General features: G+C 71.3%; 19 protein-coding genes. 18 read left to right on the top strand and 1 reads right to left on the bottom strand.

The window, feature by feature from the left end; genetic code table 11:
• Positions 1-157: 157 nt before the first annotated feature.
• From MFF04_RS09565 to MFF04_RS09515, 11 genes are all read left to right on the top strand, one after another.
• Positions 158-481 carry a PilZ domain-containing protein gene (locus MFF04_RS09565; protein WP_238275349.1) on the top strand — a complete coding sequence of 108 codons (324 nt, stop codon included), beginning with the start codon at positions 158-160 and terminating at the stop codon, positions 479-481.
• Between the two features lie 216 nt (positions 482-697).
• Positions 698-2,845, top strand: coding sequence for a sodium-translocating pyrophosphatase (locus tag MFF04_RS09560; RefSeq protein WP_238275348.1), 2,148 nt, complete (start codon positions 698-700; stop codon positions 2,843-2,845).
• Positions 2,846-3,180: 335 nt separating this feature from the next.
• On the top strand, positions 3,181-3,270 hold the full coding sequence (locus MFF04_RS09555) for a K(+)-transporting ATPase subunit F (protein ID WP_238275347.1): 90 nt from the start codon (positions 3,181-3,183) through the stop codon (positions 3,268-3,270).
• Positions 3,271-3,294: 24 nt separating this feature from the next.
• Complete coding sequence (kdpA, locus tag MFF04_RS09550; RefSeq protein ID WP_238275346.1) at positions 3,295-5,010, top strand: potassium-transporting ATPase subunit KdpA; 1,716 nt, start codon at positions 3,295-3,297, stop codon at positions 5,008-5,010.
• A gap of 1 nt (position 5,011) precedes the next feature.
• Complete coding sequence (locus MFF04_RS09545; protein WP_238275345.1) at positions 5,012-5,197, top strand: hypothetical protein; 186 nt, start codon at positions 5,012-5,014, stop codon at positions 5,195-5,197.
• 60 nt (positions 5,198-5,257) lie between these two features.
• The gene (kdpB, locus tag MFF04_RS09540) at positions 5,258-7,348 is read left to right on the top strand and encodes a potassium-transporting ATPase subunit KdpB (protein WP_238275344.1); all 2,091 of its coding nucleotides are present in this window, start codon (positions 5,258-5,260) and stop codon (positions 7,346-7,348) included.
• Between the two features lie 24 nt (positions 7,349-7,372).
• On the top strand, positions 7,373-7,978 hold the full coding sequence (locus MFF04_RS09535) for a K(+)-transporting ATPase subunit C (protein WP_238275342.1): 606 nt from the start codon (positions 7,373-7,375) through the stop codon (positions 7,976-7,978).
• Positions 7,979-7,994: 16 nt separating this feature from the next.
• Positions 7,995-10,712 (top strand): ATP-binding protein, encoded by a 2,718-nt coding sequence (locus MFF04_RS09530; RefSeq protein ID WP_238275340.1) that lies wholly within the window; start codon positions 7,995-7,997, stop codon positions 10,710-10,712.
• Positions 10,709-11,428 (top strand): response regulator, encoded by a 720-nt coding sequence (locus tag MFF04_RS09525; protein ID WP_238275339.1) that lies wholly within the window; start codon positions 10,709-10,711, stop codon positions 11,426-11,428. Before MFF04_RS09530 ends, MFF04_RS09525 begins: the two co-directional genes overlap by 4 nt.
• A gap of 139 nt (positions 11,429-11,567) precedes the next feature.
• Entirely contained in the window at positions 11,568-12,656 is a 1,089-nt protein-coding gene (locus MFF04_RS09520) for an alkene reductase (RefSeq protein WP_238275338.1), read from the top strand.
• Positions 12,593-13,315 (top strand): HAD hydrolase-like protein, encoded by a 723-nt coding sequence (locus MFF04_RS09515; protein ID WP_373319996.1) that lies wholly within the window; start codon positions 12,593-12,595, stop codon positions 13,313-13,315. Before MFF04_RS09520 ends, MFF04_RS09515 begins: the two co-directional genes overlap by 64 nt.
• 77 nt (positions 13,316-13,392) lie before the next feature.
• On the opposite strand, the gene MFF04_RS09510 is transcribed toward MFF04_RS09515, so the two are convergent.
• Positions 13,393-13,890 carry an outer membrane protein assembly factor BamE gene (locus MFF04_RS09510; RefSeq protein ID WP_238275337.1) on the bottom strand — a complete coding sequence of 166 codons (498 nt, stop codon included), beginning with the start codon at positions 13,888-13,890 and terminating at the stop codon, positions 13,393-13,395.
• A 157-nt stretch (positions 13,891-14,047) separates the two neighbouring features.
• On the opposite strand from MFF04_RS09510, the gene MFF04_RS09505 reads away from it, so the two are divergent.
• The 7 genes from MFF04_RS09505 to MFF04_RS09475 all read left to right on the top strand — a co-directional run bounded on the left by MFF04_RS09505 (position 14,048) and on the right by MFF04_RS09475 (position 18,718).
• The gene (locus MFF04_RS09505; RefSeq protein ID WP_238275336.1) at positions 14,048-14,593 is read left to right on the top strand and encodes a ubiquinol-cytochrome C chaperone family protein; all 546 of its coding nucleotides are present in this window, start codon (positions 14,048-14,050) and stop codon (positions 14,591-14,593) included.
• Positions 14,590-15,108 carry a YceD family protein gene (locus MFF04_RS09500; RefSeq protein WP_238275335.1) on the top strand — a complete coding sequence of 173 codons (519 nt, stop codon included), beginning with the start codon at positions 14,590-14,592 and terminating at the stop codon, positions 15,106-15,108. The genes MFF04_RS09505 and MFF04_RS09500 overlap by 4 nt, the downstream gene beginning before the upstream one ends.
• 121 nt (positions 15,109-15,229) lie before the next feature.
• A complete protein-coding gene (gene plsX, locus MFF04_RS09495; RefSeq protein WP_238275334.1) occupies positions 15,230-16,264 on the top strand; it encodes a phosphate acyltransferase PlsX in 1,035 nt (344 codons plus the stop codon).
• Positions 16,265-16,286: 22 nt separating this feature from the next.
• A complete protein-coding gene (locus MFF04_RS09490) occupies positions 16,287-17,264 on the top strand; it encodes a beta-ketoacyl-ACP synthase III (protein ID WP_238275332.1) in 978 nt (325 codons plus the stop codon).
• A 105-nt stretch (positions 17,265-17,369) separates the two neighbouring features.
• Positions 17,370-17,690, top strand: a complete 321-nt coding sequence (locus tag MFF04_RS09485) for an integration host factor subunit alpha (protein WP_238275331.1) — start codon at positions 17,370-17,372, stop codon at positions 17,688-17,690.
• Positions 17,691-17,733: 43 nt separating this feature from the next.
• Positions 17,734-18,222 (top strand): MerR family transcriptional regulator, encoded by a 489-nt coding sequence (locus tag MFF04_RS09480; RefSeq protein WP_238275330.1) that lies wholly within the window; start codon positions 17,734-17,736, stop codon positions 18,220-18,222.
• Positions 18,223-18,298: 76 nt separating this feature from the next.
• Positions 18,299-18,718 carry a hypothetical protein gene (locus tag MFF04_RS09475; RefSeq protein WP_238275329.1) on the top strand — a complete coding sequence of 140 codons (420 nt, stop codon included), beginning with the start codon at positions 18,299-18,301 and terminating at the stop codon, positions 18,716-18,718.
• Positions 18,719-18,726 lie beyond the last annotated feature (8 nt).

Genomic DNA, 18,726 nt, shown 5'->3' with positions numbered 1-18,726 from the left:
CCGGAAATCCCGAGCCGCCGCTGGGCGCAAGGGGTGCAGCATCCGCGAAAGCCGTCGCCCTGCGGCCGCAGCGTCATCGGATCGCATTTTATGGATTTCGCTGGTGCAGCCGCAAGGTCCGGGCTGCAACTCTCCGCGGGGGCGAAGAGCGGCCGCGATGATCGAGAAACGCAAGAGTCAACGCTACCGGATCATCCTCCCGGCCCTGTGCTGGGGCCGGGACCGCAGCGACTTCTACGCTGTGACCGAGGACATCTCCGTAGACGGCATCCGGCTGCGTTCGGCCACCACTCCGGAACTCGGCGAGGAGCTCGTGGTCAGCATCCCCCAGATCGGCAGTGTCGAGGCTCTGGTGATCCGCTCCACGCCTCAGGACTTCGTCGTCACCGTGCTCGGCCGCAGCCGTCCCACGCAATGGGTCGCGCAGGAACTGATCCGCCTGTCGCTTCGGCAGGAGGGGCCGGCGCTGGCCGCCGGCTGAGCGGGATCGTTCGCGCTCGACGATGCCCGATCGTCATCGGAAGAGATACGAACCGTATTATTTCCATCCTGCTTTTGGCTGTTTGCTTAAGGCGGTGAAGTTTGGCACCAAAGGCAGGCATATCCAGGGAGGAATGCTGAATCGGGGACAACGCCATAAGACCGGCCCGACCGGCCCCCGATCCATGCCCCAAGCCACACAGCCAAGGACGGTAGAATGACCGCATTGCTGCTGATCATCCTGGGCGGGCTCTGCGCCGTCGCCTACGGAATCGTCACGATCAACGACGTGATGAGACGCGACGCCGGGACACAGCGCATGCAGGAGATCGCCGGGGCGATCGCCGAGGGCGCGCAGGCCTATCTCCGCCGGCAATACGCCACCATCGCCGTCGTCGGCGTGATCCTGTTCGTGGCGCTGGCCTACTTCCTCGGTCTCAAGGTCGCGGTCGGCTTCCTGATCGGCGCGGTGCTCTCGGGCGTCGCGGGCTTCATCGGCATGAACGTCTCGGTGCGCGCCAACGTCCGCACGGCGCAGGCCGCGGCGAGCTCGCTCGGCGGCGGCCTCGACGTGGCCTTCAAGTCCGGCGCCGTCACCGGCATGCTGGTCGCCGGCCTCGCGCTCCTCGGGGTCGCGATCTACTACGCCTACCTCACCCGCTTCGCCGGCCTCTCGCCCGCGAGCCGCGAGGTCATCGACGCCCTGGTGGCGCTGGGCTTCGGCGCCTCGCTGATCTCGATCTTCGCCCGCCTCGGCGGCGGCATCTTCACCAAGGGCGCCGATGTCGGCGGCGACCTCGTCGGCAAGGTCGAGGCCGGCATCCCGGAGGACGATCCGCGCAACCCCGCCACCATCGCCGACAACGTGGGCGACAACGTCGGCGACTGCGCCGGCATGGCCGCCGACCTCTTCGAGACCTACGCCGTCACCGTCGTCGCCACCATGGTGCTCGCGGCGATCTTCTTCGCCGGGCAGACCGACGTCGGCGGCCGCAACGTCCTCGAGTCGCTGATGCTCTACCCCCTCGCCATCGGCGCGGCCTGCATCCTCACCTCGATCGCCGGCACCTTCGCGGTGCGGCTCGGGGAGAACCAGTCGATCATGGGCGCGCTCTACAAGGGGCTGATCGCGGCCGGCGTCCTCTCGGTCGCGGCCATCGCCGTCATCAACCTGACGCTGCTCGGCGGCTTCTCGACCACCTTCCAGACCAGCACCGGAGCGAGCTTCACCTCCGGCGGCCTGTTCGGCTGCGCGGTGATCGGGCTCGCCATCACCGCGCTCATCGTCGTCATCACCGAGTACTACACCGGCACCAACTTCCGCCCGGTGAAGTCGATCGCCACGGCCTCGGTGACGGGCCACGGCACCAACGTCATCCAGGGTCTGGCGATCTCGCTGGAATCCACGGCGCTGCCGGCGATCGTCATCGTCGGCGGCATCATCGCGACCTACGCGCTCGCCGGCCTGTTCGGCATCGCGGTGGCGGTGACCGCCATGCTGGCGCTGGCGGGCTTCATCGTGGCGCTCGACGCCTTCGGCCCCGTCACCGACAATGCCGGCGGCATCGCCGAGATGTCCGGCCTGCCCTCCGACGTGCGCAAGTCGACGGACGCGCTCGACGCCGTCGGCAACACCACCAAGGCGGTGACGAAGGGCTACGCGATCGGCTCCGCCGGCCTCGGCGCCCTGGTGCTGTTCGCCGCCTACACCTCGGACCTGAACTACTTCATCGCCAATGCCAGCCCGACGCAGTACCGCTTCTTCCAGGGCGTCAGCGTCGATTTCTCGCTCTCGAACCCCTACGTCGTCGTCGGCCTCCTGCTCGGCGGCCTGATCCCGTTCCTGTTCGCGGGCATCGCCATGACGGCGGTCGGCCGCGCGGCGGGCGCGGTGGTCGAGGAGGTCCGCCGGCAGTTCCGCGAGAAGCCCGGCATCATGCAGGGCACCGACCGGCCGGATTACGGCCGGGCCGTCGACATGCTGACCCGGGCGGCGATCAAGGAGATGATCGTTCCCTCGCTCCTGCCGGTGCTGTCGCCGATCGTGCTGTTCTTCGTGATCCAGGCGATCGCGGGCAAGAGCCAGGCCTTCGCGACGGTCGGCGCCAGCCTTCTCGGCGTCATCCTCACCGGCCTCTACGTCGCGATCTCGATGACCTCCGGCGGCGGCGCCTGGGACAACGCCAAGAAGTACATCGAGGACGGTCACCACGGCGGCAAGGGCTCGGACGCCCACAAGGCGGCCGTCACCGGCGACACCGTCGGCGACCCCTACAAAGACACCGCCGGCCCCGCCGTGAACCCGGCGATCAAGATCACCAACATCATCGCCCTGCTGCTGCTGGCGGTGCTGGCGCACCTCTGAGCGCGCAGCGCTTCCCGCATCCTCGCGCCTGAACGGGGCCGTCGCTTTCGAGCGGCGGCCCCGTCGCCGTTTCGGGGCCCGCCCGCTGGCCGCCCCTTCCGGCTCGATCCTCATGCGATCCTTATGGGATCGCCGTCCTCTCCCTCTCGAACCCTAACGCGGTTCGGGCCCAGATTCCGGGCTGGCCGAGGCCGGTCGCGGAGCGTCCGCGTCCGGCCGGCCGAACGGATACGGACGACCATGCTCGACATCGTGTTCCTCGCCGGAGGGCTCGCCTTCTTCGCTCTCGCCGCCGGCTACGGGCCGCTCTGCGAGCGTCTCTGAGGGAGGCCGTCATGACCTTCGACCTCGTTCTCGGCGCCCTCGTGACTGCCGGCCTCCTCGTCTACCTCACCTACGCCCTCGTCCGCCCCGAGCGGTTCTGAGCGGCCCTGACGGACCCTCCTCCCATGACTCCCAACGGCTGGATCCAGATCGCGCTCTACTGCGCGGTCGTGCTGGCGCTCGTGAAGCCCCTCGGGGCCTACATGACCCGCGTCTTCGAGGGCGAGCGCACCCTCCTCACGCCCGTGCTCGGCCCCTTCGAGCGCGGCCTCTACCGCATCGCCGGCATCGACGCCCGCCAGGAGCAGACCTGGCTCGGCTACGCCGGAGCGATGGTGCTGTTCAACGCGGCGGGCTTCGTCCTGCTCTACGCGATCCTGCGCCTGCAGGCGGGGCTGCCACTGAACCCGGCCGAGCAGGCCGCGGTGGCGCCAGACCTTGCCTTCAACACCTCCACGAGCTTCGTCACCAACACGAACTGGCAGTCCTACGGCGGCGAGACCACGCTCTCCTACCTCTCGCAGATGCTCGGGCTGACCCACCAGAACTTCGTGTCGGCGGCCTCCGGCATAGCGGTCGCCGTGGCGCTGATCCGGGGCTTTTCCCGCGCCTCGACGCGGACGCTCGGCTCGTTCTGGGTCGATACGACCCGCGCCACCCTCTACGTGCTGCTGCCGCTCTGCGTCGTCCTCGCCCTGTTCTACGTCTCGCAAGGCATGCCGCAGACGCTCGCGCCCTCCATCGAGGCGACGACGCTGGAGGGGGGCAAGCAGACCATCGCGGTCGGGCCCGTGGCGAGCCAGGTCGCCATCAAGATGCTCGGCACCAACGGCGGCGGCTTCTTCAACGCCAACGCCGCCCATCCCTTCGAGAACCCCACGGCGCTGGCGAACTTCGTGCAGATGGTCACGATCTTCGCGATCGGAGCGGCCTTCACCAACGTCTTCGGCCGCATGGTCGGCGACGAGCGTCAGGGATGGGCGATCCTCGCCGCGATGGGCGTGCTGTTCCTGGTCGGCGTCGCCGTCACCTACTGGGCCGAGGCCAGCGCCGGCGGCGTGCTCTCGAATCTCGGCCTCTCCGGCGGCAACATGGAGGGCAAGGAGACCCGCTTCGGCATCGCGGCGTCCGCGCTCTTCGCCGTCGTCACCACCGCCGCCTCCTGCGGCGCGGTGAACGCCATGCACGACTCCTTCACGGCGCTGGGCGGGCTGGTGCCGCTCGTCAACATGCAGCTCGGCGAGGTCATCGTCGGCGGCGTCGGCGCCGGCCTCTACGGGATGCTGATCTTCGTCATCGTGGCGATCTTCGTGGCCGGCCTGATGGTCGGGCGCACGCCCGAGTATCTCGGCAAGAAGATCGAGGCGAAGGAGGTGAAGATGGCCATGCTCGGCATCCTCTGCCTGCCGCTGGCGATGCTGGGCTTCACGGCGCTCGCCACCGTGCTGCCCGCGGGGCTCGCCGGCCCCGCCAATGCCGGACCGCACGGCTTCTCGGAGATCCTCTACGCCTACACCTCGGCGGCGGCCAACAACGGCTCGGCCTTCGGCGGGCTGACGGCCAACACGCTCTTCTACAACACGACGCTCGCGGTCGCGATGCTGGTGGGGCGCTTCTTCATCAAGATCCCGGCGCTGGCCATCGCCGGCTCGCTCGCCGCCAAGAAGACGGTCCCCGCCTCCTCGGGCACCTTCCCGACCCATGGCGGCCTGTTCGTCGGCCTCCTCGTCGGCGTGGTGCTGATCATCGGCGGCCTGACCTTCTTCCCCTCGCTGGCGCTGGGCCCGATCGTCGAGCACTTCGCCGCGGTGGCGGGCCAGACCTTCGCGACCGGAGGCTGAGATGGCCCGGGCGAACCTCTACCGGCGCGTGCCGCGCCACCACCTCGCCTTCCATCGGCCGCCGCAGCGGCGGGACCGGGCCGAGCCGCCGCCGCCGCGGGGCTCCGACCTCGTGCTGGCGATCCTTGCCGTCGCCCTGCTCGGCGGCCTCGCCCTCGCGGCGGCCGTCGCGACGGTCGCCCCCTGAACCGGACCGGCCCGGCGCACGGCGCCGGGCTTCCCCGCCTCCCTTCGGACGCAACCACCCATGTCCCGTCAGAACCAGTCCCTGTTCAGCGCGGCCCTCGTCGGCCCCGCCTTCCTCGGCGCCTTCAGGAAGCTCGATCCCCGCGCGATGATCCGGAACCCGGTCATGTTCGTGGTCGAGGTCGTGGCGGTGCTGACCACCATCCTCTTCGCCCGCGACGCGCTCGCCGGCGGCACCGACCTGCTCTTCTCCGGCCAGATCATCCTCTGGCTCTGGTTCACCCTCCTCTTCGCGAACTTCGCCGAGGCGCTCGCCGAAGGGCGCGGCAAGGCCCAGGCCGAGAGCCTGCGCCGCACCCGCACCGAGATGACGGCCAAGCGCCTCACCGGTCCCGGACGGGACTACGAGACGGTGCCGGGCACGAGCCTCAAGGTCGGCGACCTCGTGCTGGTCGAGGCCGGCGACCTCATCCCCTCCGACGGCGAGGTCGTCGAGGGGGTCGCCTCGGTCAACGAGGCCGCCATCACCGGCGAGTCGGCGCCCGTCATCCGCGAGTCCGGCGGCGACCGCTCGGCGGTCACGGGCGGCACGCAGGTCCTCTCGGACGCGATCAAGGTCCGCATCACCGCGGCGGCCGGCTCGACCTTCGTCGACCGCATGATCGCCCTCGTGGAGGGCGCCGCGCGCCAGAAGACGCCCAACGAGATCGCGCTGAACATCCTGCTCGCCGGGCTGACCCTCGTGTTCGTGTTCGCCGTGGCCTCGATCCCGAGCTTCGCGAGCTATGCTGGCGGCGCGATCCCGGTGATCGTGCTGGTGGCGCTGTTCGTGACGCTGATCCCCACGACCATCGGCGCGCTGCTCTCCGCCATCGGCATCGCCGGCATGGACCGTCTGGTGCGCTTCAACGTGCTCGCCATGTCCGGACGCGCCGTCGAGGCGGCGGGCGACGTCGACACGCTGCTCCTCGACAAGACCGGCACCATCACGCTGGGCAACCGCCAGGCGACCGAGTTCCGGCCGGTGCGCGGCGTCTCCGAGCAGGAGCTCGCCGATGCCGCGCAGCTCGCCTCCCTCGCCGACGAGACCCCGGAAGGCCGCTCCATCGTGGTGCTGGCCAAGGAGCGCTACGGGATCCGCGCCCGCGACATGGCCGGGCTCGACGCCACCTTCGTGCCCTTCACCGCGCAGTCGCGGATGTCGGGCGTCGATCTCGACGGCGCCTCCATCCGCAAGGGCGCCGTGGAGGCGGTGATCGCCGCCGTGTCCGCGCAGCCGATGGCGCAGCGCGGATCGAGCGCCGCTCTGGCCTATCACCCGGCCGCGGAGACCGAGGTCGTGGACCAGGTCCGCGCGATCGCGGAGGAGACCGCCAAGGCCGGCGGCACCCCGCTGGCGGTGGCCCGCGACGGGCGCCTCCTCGGCGTCGTGCATCTCAAGGACATCGTGAAGGGCGGTATCCGCGAGCGCTTCGCGGAGCTGCGCCGCATGGGCATTCGCACGGTGATGATCACCGGCGACAACCCCGTCACCGCGGCCGCCATCGCGGCGGAGGCCGGCGTCGACGACTTCCTCGCCCAGGCCACCCCCGAGGACAAGCTCGCCCTGATCCGCAGGGAGCAGGCGGAGGGCAAGCTCGTCGCCATGTGCGGCGACGGCACCAACGACGCGCCGGCCCTGGCTCAGGCCGACGTGGGCGTGGCCATGAACACCGGCACGGTCGCCGCCCGCGAGGCCGGCAACATGGTCGACCTCGATTCCGACCCGACCAAGCTCATCGAGATCGTCGGCATCGGCAAGCAGCTTCTGATGACGCGCGGGGCGCTGACCACCTTCTCCATCGCCAACGACGTGGCGAAGTACTTCGCGATTCTTCCGGCGATGTTCCTGACGCTCTACCCGCAGCTTCAGGCGCTCAACGTCATGGGGCTGGCCTCGCCGCAGAGCGCGATCCTCTCGGCGATCATCTTCAACGCCCTGATCATCGTGGCGCTGATCCCGCTGGCGCTGCGCGGCGTGACCTACCGGGCGGTCGGCGCCGCCGCGCTGCTGCGCCGGAACCTGCTCGTCTACGGCCTCGGCGGCGTCCTGGTGCCCTTCGTGGGCATCAAGGCGATCGACATGGCCGTCAGCGCGCTCCACCTCGCCTGAACGAAGGTCCGAAGGAGACCTCTCATGCTCAACCAGCTTCGTCCCGCCCTGGTCCTGCTCGTCGCCCTGACGGCGATCACCGGGCTCGCCTATCCCCTGGCCGTCACCGGCCTCGCCGGGGCGATCTTTCCGGGGAAGGCCGCCGGGAGCCCCGTCGAGCGCGACGGCAGGATCGTCGGCTCGGCCCTGATCGGGCAGTCCTTCACTGGCGAGGGCAGCTTTCACGGCCGCCCCTCGGCGACGACGGCGGCCGACCCGGCGGACGCCTCGAAGACTGTGCCGTCCCCCTACAACGCCTCGAACTCCGCCGGCTCCAACCTCGGCCCGACCAGCGCGGCCTTGGCCGAGCGGGTGAAGGGCGACCTCGATGCCCTCAAGGCTGAGCGGCCCGGCGTGCCGGTGCCGGTCGACCTCGTCACGGCGAGCGGCTCGGGCCTTGACCCCGACATCTCGCCGGAGGCTGCCCTGTTCCAGGTGCCGCGAGTTGCCAAGGCGCGGAATCTGCCGGAGGACAGGGTGCGCGCGCTGGTGACGTCCCGGATCGAAGGGCGCACCCTGGGCCTGATCGGCGAGCCCCGCGTCAACGTCCTGGCGCTCAACCTCGCCCTGGACGAGATCGCCCGCCGCTGAGCGTCGAGGAGCGCCATTGCCCGAGACCGGCCGCGACCCCAGCCGACCGTCGCCCGAGGCGCTGCTGGATGCGGCGCGCCGGGAGGAGCGGAGGCGCGGCCGTCTCAAGGTTTTCCTCGGCGCCGCGCCGGGGGTCGGCAAGACCTACGAGATGCTCACCATCGGCCGCGCCCGGCTGAAGGCCGGCACCGACGCGGTGGTCGGCGTGGTCGAGACGCACGGTCGCGCCGAGACCGAGGCGCTGCTCGACGGCTTCGAGGTGATCCCGCGCCGGCCGGTGGCCTACGGGGGGACTGTCCTCCAGGAGATGGATCTCGACGCGCTGCTCGCCCGCCGCCCCGCCCTGGCGCTGGTGGACGAGCTCGCCCACACCAACGCCCCGGGCTCGCGCCACGCGAAGCGCTACCAGGACGTCGAGGAACTGCTCGACGCCGGCATCGACGTCCTGACGACGCTGAACATCCAGCACGTCGAGAGCCTCAACGACGTCGTCGCCTCCATCACCCGCATCCGCGTGCGCGAGACGGTGCCGGACGGGGTGCTCGACCGGGCCGACGACATCGAGGTGGTCGATCTCAACCCGGACGACCTGATCGAGCGCCTGAAGGCCGGCAAGGTCTACGTTCCGGAGAACGCCGAGCGGGCGCTGCGCCACTACTTCTCCCGCGGCAACCTCACGGCCCTGCGCGAGCTCGCCCTGCGGCGGACCGCCGACCGGGTCGACGACGAGCTGCTCAGCCACATGCGGGCGAACGCCATTGCCGGCCCCTGGGCGGCCGGCGAGCGGGTGCTGGTCTGCGTGGACGAGAATCCGCGCTCGGCTGGTCTCGTCCGCTACGCCAAGCGCCTCGCGGACCGCCTGCACGCGCCCTGGACGGCGCTGACCATCGAGGGCCCGCGCAGCGCTGCGCTGAGCGAGGCGCAGCGGGACCGCATCGCGGAGGCCCTGCGCCTCGCCGACCGGCTCGGCGGCGACGCCGTCACCCATCCCGGCGGGCGGCACATCGCCGACGACGTCCTGGCCTATGCCCGCTCGGCCAACGTGAACCACATCGTCGTTGGCAAGGCGACGCGCTCCTGGGCCTTCGAGCTCGTCAACGGCTCGGTGGTGCACGATCTCGTCCGGCGCAGCGGCAACATCGGCGTCCACGTGGTGCCGGGCGAGGCGGAGCCCGCCGCAGCGAGCGCGCGGCGGTCGGTCGTCACGGCGCCGCCCCGCGCCTCCATCGGCCTGCGCCCATACGGGCTCGCGGGGCTGGCGACGGCGGCGGCCCTGGGGCTCGCCCTGCTGCTCGAACCCCATGCCGGCGTCGAGAACGCCGACCTCGTCCTGCTCACCGCGGTGGTGGCGGTGGCGGTCCGCTACGGGCTCGGGCCGTCGCTCCTCGCGGTGGTGCTGGCCTCGCTCGCCTACAACTTCTTCTTCCTGCCGCCGATCTATACCTTCACCATCGCCGACCCGACCAACGTCGCGGCCTTCCTGCTCTTCACCCTCGTCGCCGTGCTGGTCTCGAACCTCGCCGCCCGGTCGCGGGCGGTGGCCGTCGTCGCCCAGGACCGCGCCCGGTCCACGGAGCGGCTCTACGGGTTCTCGCGGAAGCTCGCCGCCTGCGCCACGCTCGACGACGTGCTCTGGGCGACCTCCGCGCAGGTCGCGGCGATGCTGAAGGTCCGCGTCGTCGTCCTTCTGCCGGGGGAGGGGGGCATCGTCGTCCGCGCGGGCTATCCGCCCGAGGACAGGCTCGACCAGGCCGACCTAGCCGCCGCCCAATGGGCCTTCGACAACGACCGCCCGGCCGGGCGAGGGGCCGACACCCTGCCCGGCGCCCCGCGCCTGTTCCTGCCGATGCGCACCGGCCGGGGGACGATCGGGGTGATCGGGCTCGACGCGGACGGGACCGGCCCGATCCTGACGCCGGAAGGCCGGCGCCTCCTCGACGCGCTCGCCGACATGGGCGCGCTCGCCGTCGAGCGGTTCCGCCTCGTCGAGGATCTCGACAGGGCCGAACGGGCGGCCGAGACCGACCGCCTGCGGCAGGCGCTCCTCACCTCGATCAGCCACGACCTGCGCACTCCGCTCGCCGCCGTGCTCGGGGCGGCGAGCACCCTGCGCGACCTCGACGCCATGCTCCCGCCCGACGCGAAGGCGGACCTGCTGGCGACGATCATCGAGGAATCGGAGCGGCTGAACCGCTTCATCGCCAACCTCCTCGACATGACCCGCCTGGAGGCGGGCGCCGTCGCGCCGAACCTCGCCGGCCAGGACGTCTCCGAGATCGTCGACACGGCGCTGCGCCGGGTCGACAAGGTGCTCGCCGGCCACCGCGCCCGGGTCGAGGTCGAGCCGGACCTGCCGGTGCTGCGGCTCGATCCGGTCCTGTTCGAGCAGGTGCTCGTCAACCTCCTCGACAACGCCGCCAAGTACGCTCCCGAAGGCTCGACCGTGACCGTGCGGGCGCGTCGCGACGGGCGGCAGGTGCGCCTCGAGGTCCTGGACGAGGGCGACGGCATCGCGGAGGAGGATGCCGAGCGGCTGTTCGACAAGTTCTACCGAGCCCGTAAAGGGGACCGGGTCCGCGCCGGCACCGGCCTCGGCCTCGCCATCGCCCGCGGCTTCGTCGAGGCGATGGGGGGCACCGTCACCGCCGGCAACCGGACCGACCGGCAAGGGGCGCGCTTCGTGATCACCCTGCCGGTTCCCGCCGGAAGCCCGCCGCGAGACATCGCCGCATGAGCCCGACCGTCCTGATCATCGATGACGAGCCGCCGATCCGCAGGCTCCTGCGGACGGGGCTCTCCACGCAGGGCTACGCGATCCTCGAGGCACCCGACGGCCGAACGGCCGTCCAGCTCCTCGGGCGCCAGAAGGCCGATCTCGTCATCCTCGATCTCGGCCTGCCCGACATGCGCGGCCACGACCTGCTCCGGGCGATCCGCGCGCGCCATCCCGCCCTGCCGGTGGTGGTGCTGTCGAGCCGGGACGACGAGTCCGGCAAGGTCGAGGCGCTCGATCTCGGGGCGGACGACTACGTCACCAAGCCGTTCGGCATGGCCGAGCTTCTCGCCAGGCTGCGCGCCGCGCTCCGGCATCAGCTCGCGGTGAAGGGCGAGCGGCCGGTCTTCCGCGTCGACGGGCTCAGCGTCGATCTCGTCCGCCGGATCGTGCGGGTCGACGGAACGGACGTGAAGCTGACGCCGCGGGAGTACGACTTCCTGAAGGCTCTGGTGCTCCACGCCGGCAAGGTGCTGACCCACGCACAGCTCATGCACGAGGTCTCGACCTCGTCCGACCCGCAATACCTGCGCGTCTACATGCGCCAGCTCCGGCAGAAGCTGGAGGTCGATCCCGAGCGGCCGCGCATCCTGCTCACGGAGACCGGGGTCGGCTACCGCCTGCGGGCGCCCGACGACGAGCCGGCCCCGCCGCCCCGGCCCGCCGGTTCGCCCTAGGTCCGATGCCGGCGTGTGCGTCCGCGCACATGCGCGAGCCGGGCGGGTTCTAAACCTCTGGCGACGGCGCGGCGCCGGCCCACCTGAAGGCCACTCCCGGCGGCCCCGGCGCCGCCTCTCATCAGACACGAGACCGACGATGCCGTCACTCTTCGACCCGATCCGCCTCGGTGCCATCGAGGCGCCGAACCGCATCCTCATGGCCCCCCTGACCCGCGGCCGCGCCACAAGCGAGCACGTGCCGGCGCCGATCATGGCCGAGTACTACGCGCAGCGCGCCGGGGCCGGCCTGATCCTCAGCGAGGCCACCGGCATCACGCAGGAGGGCCTCGGCTGGCCCTACGCGCCGGGTCTGTGGTCGGACCGGCAGGTCGATGCGTGGCGGCCCGTGGTGAAGGCGGTGCACGACGCGGGAGGACGCATCTTCGCGCAGCTCTGGCACATGGGCCGGGTGGTCCATCCGGACTTCCTCGGCGGCGCCAAGCCCGTCTCCTCCTCGGCCACCACGGCCCCGGACGCCGCGCACACCTACAAGGGCAAGCAGCCCTACGCCGAGGCGCGTGCCCTGGAGCTCGACGAGATCCCGCGGCTTCTCGCCGATTACGAGCGCGCCGCCGGCAACGCCCGCGCGGCCGGCTTCGACGGCGTCCAGATCCACGCCGCGAACGGCTACCTGATCGACCAGTTCCTGCGTGACGGCGTCAACCACCGCACCGACCGCTACGGCGGCTCCATCGAGAACCGGGTGCGGCTGCTCGACGAGGTGACGCGGGCGGTGGCGGGCGTGGTCGGCAAGGACCGTACGGCGGTGCGGCTCTCGCCGAACGGCGCGATCCAGGGCGTCGATGATTCCGATCCCGACGCGCTGTTCGGCGCCGCCGCCGCGAAGCTCTCCGAGATCGGCATCGCCTTCCTCGAGATGCGCGAGCCCGGCCCTGACGGCACCTTCGGCAAGCCGAACCATCCGCCGGTGGCGCCCGTGGTGAAGCGTGCCTTCGCCGGCCCGCTGGTGCTGAACTCCGACTACGACGGCGCCAGCGCCCAGGCGGTGCTCGACGAGGGCAAGGCCGACGCCGTCGCCTTCGGCCGCACCTTCATCGCCAACCCGGACCTGCCGCAGCGTCTGCGCGAGGGCGCGCCGCTCAACAAGGACGTGCAGGCGACGTGGTACAGCCAGGGCCCCGAAGGCTACGTCGACTATCCGGCCCTGACGGACAGGGCCGCCTGACCCGGGCGAACGCCGAGGACGGCTCGGGCATCCGCCTCGTCGTCCTCGACTTCGACGGCACGCTGGCCGATTCCTATCCGTGGTTCCGCGGCGTCCTCAACGGCGTCGCGGACCGCTACGGCTTCCGCCGGGTCGAGGCCGGCGAGGAGGACGGGCTCCGGCGGCTGTCCGCCCGCGAGATCGTCGCGCATCTCGGCATCCCGACCTGGAAGCTGCCCCTCGTTGCCCGGCACATGCGCTGGCTCGCCGCCCGCGACGCGGCTTCGATCCCGCTCTTTTCGGGCGTCGGCGCGATGCTGAAGGCGCTGGACGAGCGCGGCATCCGCCTGTTCGTCCTCAGCTCGAACGCCGAGGCGACGGTGCGCGCGGTTCTCGGCCCCAACGCCGCCCGCATCGAGCGCTTCGCCTGCGGCACGTCGCTGTCCGGGAAGGCGGGCCGGCTCCGCCGGTTGATCCGCGCGAGCGGACTGCCCGCGGATCGTGTCCTCGCGGTCGGCGACGAGACGCGCGATCATGACGCGGCGCGACGGGCCGGCTGCGCGTTCGGGGCGGCGGTGTGGGGCTACACGCGCCGGGAGGCGCTCGCCGCCTTGGCGCCCGACCACCTGTTCGAGCGCCCGGACGACATCGCCGGGGCGCTCGTTCCGGTGCCGGGCTAGAGCATTGGCCCGACCACGTCGGGCCAATGCTCTGCTTTCCTGCGACGGAACCGGTGTCCGCTTCGTCGGAAAGCGCTCTAGAGGCCGCGCTGGGCGCCGGGCACCACGCTGGTGCCGCTGCCGCTGCCGAAGGGCTCGTAGCGGGTGAGACCCCGGAAGAGCTGGCTGAGGAAGGCGCGATCCTGGCCGCTCGTCGGGGTGGTGCGCTCGATGAAGTCGAACACGCGCCCGTCCTGCAGCCCATAGAGGGCCACGCGCTCCACCTTGAAGCCGGGGGTGAAGTAGACGGCGACGACCTTCTGGTCCTCGACGCTCTCGCCCATGAACATCACCGTGCGGCGGGTGTTCTGCGAGATGTAGTACCAGCTCTTGTTGCCGACCGTGGAGACGGTGGAGGGCGTGCCGAGCGTCTGGAGCACCTGCTCCGGGCTCATGCCCGGCTTCACGGCGGCGAGCGCCGCCTGATCGATCTGGTAGCCGTGGCGGAGATCCTCGCCGATGCAGCCGGAGACGGCGCCGCCGAGAAGGCCGATGATGGCCGCGCGAGCGAGCGACGAGACGAGACGGCGCGACATCGGCCCCCCTTGATCTTGTTGCGAAATCAGCCGCGTGTGCACTGCCGGCCGGGACGACCGGAAGCCACTTGCACCTTGACCGTTGGGTGCCGTACCGCGGGGTTATGGCTTTGACAAGGCAAGCGCGGCCACACCTCCAGCGCAACCGGTGGACGGGATGCTAGGCGCCTTCTTCCGACGCAACGGCGATCGCCGCCGGGTGATCGAGGCGCTGCACCTGCGCCTCAGCGAGGCCTCCCGCCAGCCCGGCCTCTACACGGCGCTCGGGGTGCCGGACACCGTGGAGGGCCGCTTCGAGTCGCTGACGCTCCACGCGATCCTGCTGCTGCGGCGGCTCAACACCCTGCCGTCGCCTGGGCCGGACATCGCCCAGGACCTCGTGAACTCGGTCTTCCTCCAGTTCGACGCCTCGCTGCGGGAGCTCGGCGTCGGCGACGTCGGCGTGCCCAAGCGCATGAAGAAGCTCGGCGCCGCCTTCTACGGGCGCGCCTCCGGCTATCAGGGAGCGATCGAGGCCGGCGACACGCCCGCCCTGGCGCTCGCCCTCGCGCGCAACGTGCTCGGCCGCGAGGAGGACGGTGCGGAGGCGCTCGCGGCCTACGTCCTCGCCGCCGCCGCCGGCCTTGCCCGGATCGATCTCGACGGCATCCTCGGCGGCGCCGCCCTCTTTCCCGATCCGGCCCAGTACGGGAGACCCGCATGAGCGCCGACAGAACCTTTCCTCCCGGCTCCTCCCCGCTGTCCCGCAGCGTGCCCGTCGACCGCCTCCGCCAGGGGCCGGACGGCTACACCGTCGAGGCGACGCCGGAGGAATGCGCCGCCCTCGCCGCCGATTTCGGCCTGCCTGCGATCCACGCGCTCAGCGGCCATTTCCGGGCGGACGGCCCCACCACGCGCCTCGTCGTGACGGGGACGGTCGAGGCCCGGATCACGCAGACCTGCTCGGTGACGCTCGAGCCCTTCGAGACGGAGGTCTCCGAGCCGGTCGAGGTCGCCTTCACCGATACCGACCGGCTCGCTGGAACGGACGCCGAGGACGAGGACGTGCCGGACCCGATCGTTGGCGGCCGCATCGACCTCGGCGCGCTCACCGCCGAGTTCCTGGCGCTCGGCCTCGACCCCTATCCCCGCAAGCCCGGCGTCGCCTTCGAGCCGCACGAGGAGGCGGCGGAGAAGCCCCTCGCAGCGCTGCACCGGCTGAAGGGCCGGGAAGGCTGAATCCCGAATTCGTTTGCCCGGCGGGCGCGGATCGCTATTTTCCGCCCCGCCGGCAGGGCCGGACCCTCCGGGCCGCTCCGTCAGGCCCTTCCTCCGCCTTAGGCTTTCGGCTCGGTCTCTCATGTCCCAACGGGTGCGCATCTCGCTCGACGCCATGGGCGGCGACCACGGTCCGTCCGTGGTCGTGCCGGGGGCGGCCATCGCCCGCGAGCGGCATCCGGACCTGACCTTCCTGATGTTCGGCGACGAGGCGGTGATCGCGCCGCTCGTGGCGGCCGAGCCCCGCCTCAAGGACGCCGTCGAGATCCGCCACACCACGGTGGCCGTCGCCATGGACGACAAGCCGAGCCAGGCGGTGCGCCAGGGGCGCGGCAAGTCCTCGATGTGGCAGGCGATCCAGGCGGTGCGCGACGGCCAGGCGGAGGCCGCGGTCTCGGCCGGCAACACCGGCGCGCTGATGGCGATGTCGAAGATCTGCCTCAAGACCATGACCGGCATCGAGCGCCCGGCCATCGCCTGCCTGTGGCCGACGGTGCGTGGCGAGAGCGTGGTGCTCGACGTCGGCGCGACCATCGGCACCGACGCGGAGCATCTCGTGGAGATGGCGGTGATGGGCGCGGCCATGGCCCGCATCGTCTTCGACATCGAGCGCCCGACCGTGGGGCTCCTCAATGTCGGCACCGAGGAGATGAAGGGCAACGAGGCCGTGAAGGAGGCTGCGCGCCTGCTGCGCGAGAGCGAGCCCGGCAACCTCGCCTATCACGGCTTCGTCGAGGGCAACGACCTCGGCCGGGGCACGGTGGACGTCGTGGTGACCGAGGGCTTCACCGGCAACATCGCCCTGAAGACCGCCGAGGGGACCGCCAAGCAGATCGGGAGCTACCTGCGCTCGGCGATGAGCCGCACGCTGATGGCCAAGATCGGCTACCTCTTCGCCCGGCAGGCCTTCCAGGCGCTGCGGGACAAGATGAACCCCAGCCGGGCCAATGGCGGCGTTTTCCTCGGGCTCGAGGGCATCGTCATCAAGAGCCACGGCTCCGAGAATGCGCAGGGCTTCGCGGCCGCCGTCGACCTTGCCTACGACATGGCCCGGCACGACCTGATGCGCACGATCCGCGACATGCTGGACCAGTCGCCCACGTCGGTCACGGCCTGAGCGGCAGCGGGAGGAGGCACCCATGGCAGCCCTGCGTTCCGTCGTCGTCGGCTGCGGCTCGGCTCTCCCGGCCAAGGTCGTCACCAACGCCGAGTTGGCCGAGCGGGTCGACACGTCCGACGAGTGGATCGTCCAGCGCACCGGCATCACCCGCCGCCATATCGCCGCCCCCGACGAGACCACCTCGACGCTCGGCGCTAAGGCGGCGCGGGCGGCGCTCGACGACGCCGGCTTGTCGGGTGCCGACATCGACCTCGTGATCTGCGCGACCTCGACGCCGGACCACACCTTCCCCTCGACGGCGACGCAGATCCAGGCGGCGCTCGGCATCGAGCAGGGCGCGGCCTTCGACCTCCAGGCGGTTTGCGCCGGCTTCGTCTTCGCGGTCTCGACCGCCGACCGATTCCTGACCACGGGCGGCGCCCGCCGGGCCCTCGTGATCGGCGCCGAGACCTTCTCGCGCATCCTCGACTGGGAGGACCGCACCACCTGCGTGCTGTTCGGCGACGGGGCCGGCGCCATCGTGCTCGAGGCCCGCGAGGGCACGGGCACGAGCGACGACCGGGGCGTGCTCTCGGCGAGCCTGCGCTCGGACGGGCGCCACCGCGACAAGCTCTACGTCGACGGCGGTCCCGGCTCGACGGGCACCACCGGCCACCTGCGCATGCAGGGCAAGGAGGTCTTCCGCTTCGCCGTCGGCTCCGTGACCGACGTGATCCGGGACGCCTTCGAGAAGGCGGGCTTCGAGGCGGCCGATCTCGACTGGTTCGTGCCCCACCAGGCGAACCGGCGGATCATCGAGGCCTCCGCCGACAAGCTCGGCATCCCCCGCGACCGGGTGGTGCTCACCGTCGACCGGCACGGCAACACCTCTGCCGCCTCGATCCCGCTGGCGCTGGACACCGCCCGCAAGGACGGGCGCATCGAGGACGGCGACCTCGTGATGATCGAGGCCATCGGCGGCGGCTTCTCCTGGGGCGCCGCGCTGATCCGCTGGTAGGCGTCGCGCGGATCGCTTCACGGCGGTTGACCCGTCGTTGCGGGCCGATTAGCGTGCTGAATCATAGAGATACGCGGTCGAGCGTCGAATCGGACGAGGGGAAGCATGGCAGGGCGGACGGTCACACGCGCCGATTTGAGCGAGGCCGTCTATCAGCAGGTCGGGCTGTCCCGCACGGAGTCCGCCGCCCTCGTGGAGACGGTCCTGTCGGAGATCTGCACTTGCCTCGCCCAGGGCGAGACGGTGAAGCTCTCCTCGTTCGGCTCTTTCGTGGTGCGCAGCAAGGGCCAGCGCGTCGGCCGCAACCCGAAGACCGGCGTCGAGGTGACGATCGAGCCCCGGCAGGTCATGGTGTTCAAGCCATCCAACGTCCTCAAGGCGCGGATCAACGGGCTCAGCGCCGCCCACGACGCCGACGACGAGTGAGCGCGGGCCCCCTTCCGGCGGCTTCTGATCGAGAGTGGGACGCATGGCGCTCGCAGTGGTGACGGCCGAGACGGCCGAGAAGAGCGCCGGTGCCTTCCGCACCATCAGCGAGGTCTCGGCAGCCATCGAGGTGCCGCAGCACGTCCTGCGCTTCTGGGAGACCAAGTTCGCGCAGATCCGCCCGATCAAGCGGGCCGGCGGCCGGCGCTACTACCGCCCCGAGGACGTCGACCTCATCAAGGGCATCCGCCAGCTCCTGCACGGGCAGGGCTACACGATCCGCGGCGCGCAGCGCGTGGTCCGCACGCAAGGACTGCGCTTCGTCCAGGCGGTCGGCCGGGGCGAGGCGGTCGCGGGGGCGCCGAGCCCCCAGGACAGCGTATCGGACGGTGCGGCGGAGGCCGGCGCCGAGGGCGCGGCCGAGGCGGGGGGCGAGCCGCCCGTCGACCGCGAGGCCATCGAGGCGGTCCTCTCCGAGCTTCACGCCTGCAAGGCGGCGCTGGCCGCGCTGAGGGCCGTGCCGGAGGCGTGAGATCCCGTCGCGAAGGCCCGCTCTGACCGTCGTACCGTTCGCCTGAACTTTGCCTTGAGCGCCGCGTTAGGCGCGCATGACCGAGGCTCGGCGCCGCTTGTCTCCCGCCCAGGAACTGATGGCCCGCATGCTGCGGATCGTCCGGACATGTCCGGAGGCCGCCGGCGAGGTCCTGGAGCTGACCTTCCTCGTCAGCCAGATCGAGGCCCTGACGGCGGTCGACCGCGACTACCGCGACGCGCGCCGGGTCATCAGCCGCCTGCGCAACCCGCTCTGGGAGATGGGACCGGCGGCCCGCGAGGACCTTCTTCGCGCCGCGGAGACGATCCGCAAGGCCTGCCGACTCAAGGAGCAGGACATCCCTCAGACGCCGTTCGACGACATCGGCGAGCGGGATCGCATCGAGGCCGGGCTTCGCGCGGCGCTCGCCAACGAGTTCGACGCCGCGCAGATCGCCCGCGTGACCGGCGCCGTGGCGGCGGTGCTCCAGCGCTGAGGCGCGGG

The organism is Methylobacterium jeotgali (genome assembly GCF_022179345.1).
In the GTDB taxonomy this organism is placed as follows: domain Bacteria; phylum Pseudomonadota; class Alphaproteobacteria; order Rhizobiales; family Beijerinckiaceae; genus Methylobacterium; species Methylobacterium jeotgali.
The sequence above is the reverse complement of the archived record's forward strand: the minus strand, read 5'-3'. Positions and strand labels throughout refer to the sequence as shown.

What these genes read in the sequence shown, in the direction of transcription:
- MFF04_RS09565 (WP_238275349.1), top strand. Translation starts at nt 158, where the DNA reads ATGATCGAGAAACGCAAGAGTCAACGCTACCGGATCATCCTCCCGGCC.
- MFF04_RS09560 (WP_238275348.1), top strand. Translation starts at nt 698, where the DNA reads ATGACCGCATTGCTGCTGATCATCCTGGGCGGGCTCTGCGCCGTCGCC.
- MFF04_RS09555 (WP_238275347.1), top strand. Translation starts at nt 3,181, where the DNA reads ATGACCTTCGACCTCGTTCTCGGCGCCCTCGTGACTGCCGGCCTCCTC.
- kdpA (WP_238275346.1), top strand. Translation starts at nt 3,295, where the DNA reads ATGACTCCCAACGGCTGGATCCAGATCGCGCTCTACTGCGCGGTCGTG.
- MFF04_RS09545 (WP_238275345.1), top strand. Translation starts at nt 5,012, where the DNA reads ATGGCCCGGGCGAACCTCTACCGGCGCGTGCCGCGCCACCACCTCGCC.
- kdpB (WP_238275344.1), top strand. Translation starts at nt 5,258, where the DNA reads ATGTCCCGTCAGAACCAGTCCCTGTTCAGCGCGGCCCTCGTCGGCCCC.
- MFF04_RS09535 (WP_238275342.1), top strand. Translation starts at nt 7,373, where the DNA reads ATGCTCAACCAGCTTCGTCCCGCCCTGGTCCTGCTCGTCGCCCTGACG.
- MFF04_RS09525 (WP_238275339.1), top strand. Translation starts at nt 10,709, where the DNA reads ATGAGCCCGACCGTCCTGATCATCGATGACGAGCCGCCGATCCGCAGG.
- MFF04_RS09520 (WP_238275338.1), top strand. Translation starts at nt 11,568, where the DNA reads ATGCCGTCACTCTTCGACCCGATCCGCCTCGGTGCCATCGAGGCGCCG.
- MFF04_RS09510 (WP_238275337.1), bottom strand. Translation starts at nt 13,890, where the DNA reads ATGTCGCGCCGTCTCGTCTCGTCGCTCGCTCGCGCGGCCATCATCGGC.
- MFF04_RS09505 (WP_238275336.1), top strand. Translation starts at nt 14,048, where the DNA reads ATGCTAGGCGCCTTCTTCCGACGCAACGGCGATCGCCGCCGGGTGATC.
- MFF04_RS09500 (WP_238275335.1), top strand. Translation starts at nt 14,590, where the DNA reads ATGAGCGCCGACAGAACCTTTCCTCCCGGCTCCTCCCCGCTGTCCCGC.
- plsX (WP_238275334.1), top strand. Translation starts at nt 15,230, where the DNA reads ATGTCCCAACGGGTGCGCATCTCGCTCGACGCCATGGGCGGCGACCAC.
- MFF04_RS09490 (WP_238275332.1), top strand. Translation starts at nt 16,287, where the DNA reads ATGGCAGCCCTGCGTTCCGTCGTCGTCGGCTGCGGCTCGGCTCTCCCG.
- MFF04_RS09485 (WP_238275331.1), top strand. Translation starts at nt 17,370, where the DNA reads ATGGCAGGGCGGACGGTCACACGCGCCGATTTGAGCGAGGCCGTCTAT.
- MFF04_RS09480 (WP_238275330.1), top strand. Translation starts at nt 17,734, where the DNA reads ATGGCGCTCGCAGTGGTGACGGCCGAGACGGCCGAGAAGAGCGCCGGT.
- MFF04_RS09475 (WP_238275329.1), top strand. Translation starts at nt 18,299, where the DNA reads ATGACCGAGGCTCGGCGCCGCTTGTCTCCCGCCCAGGAACTGATGGCC.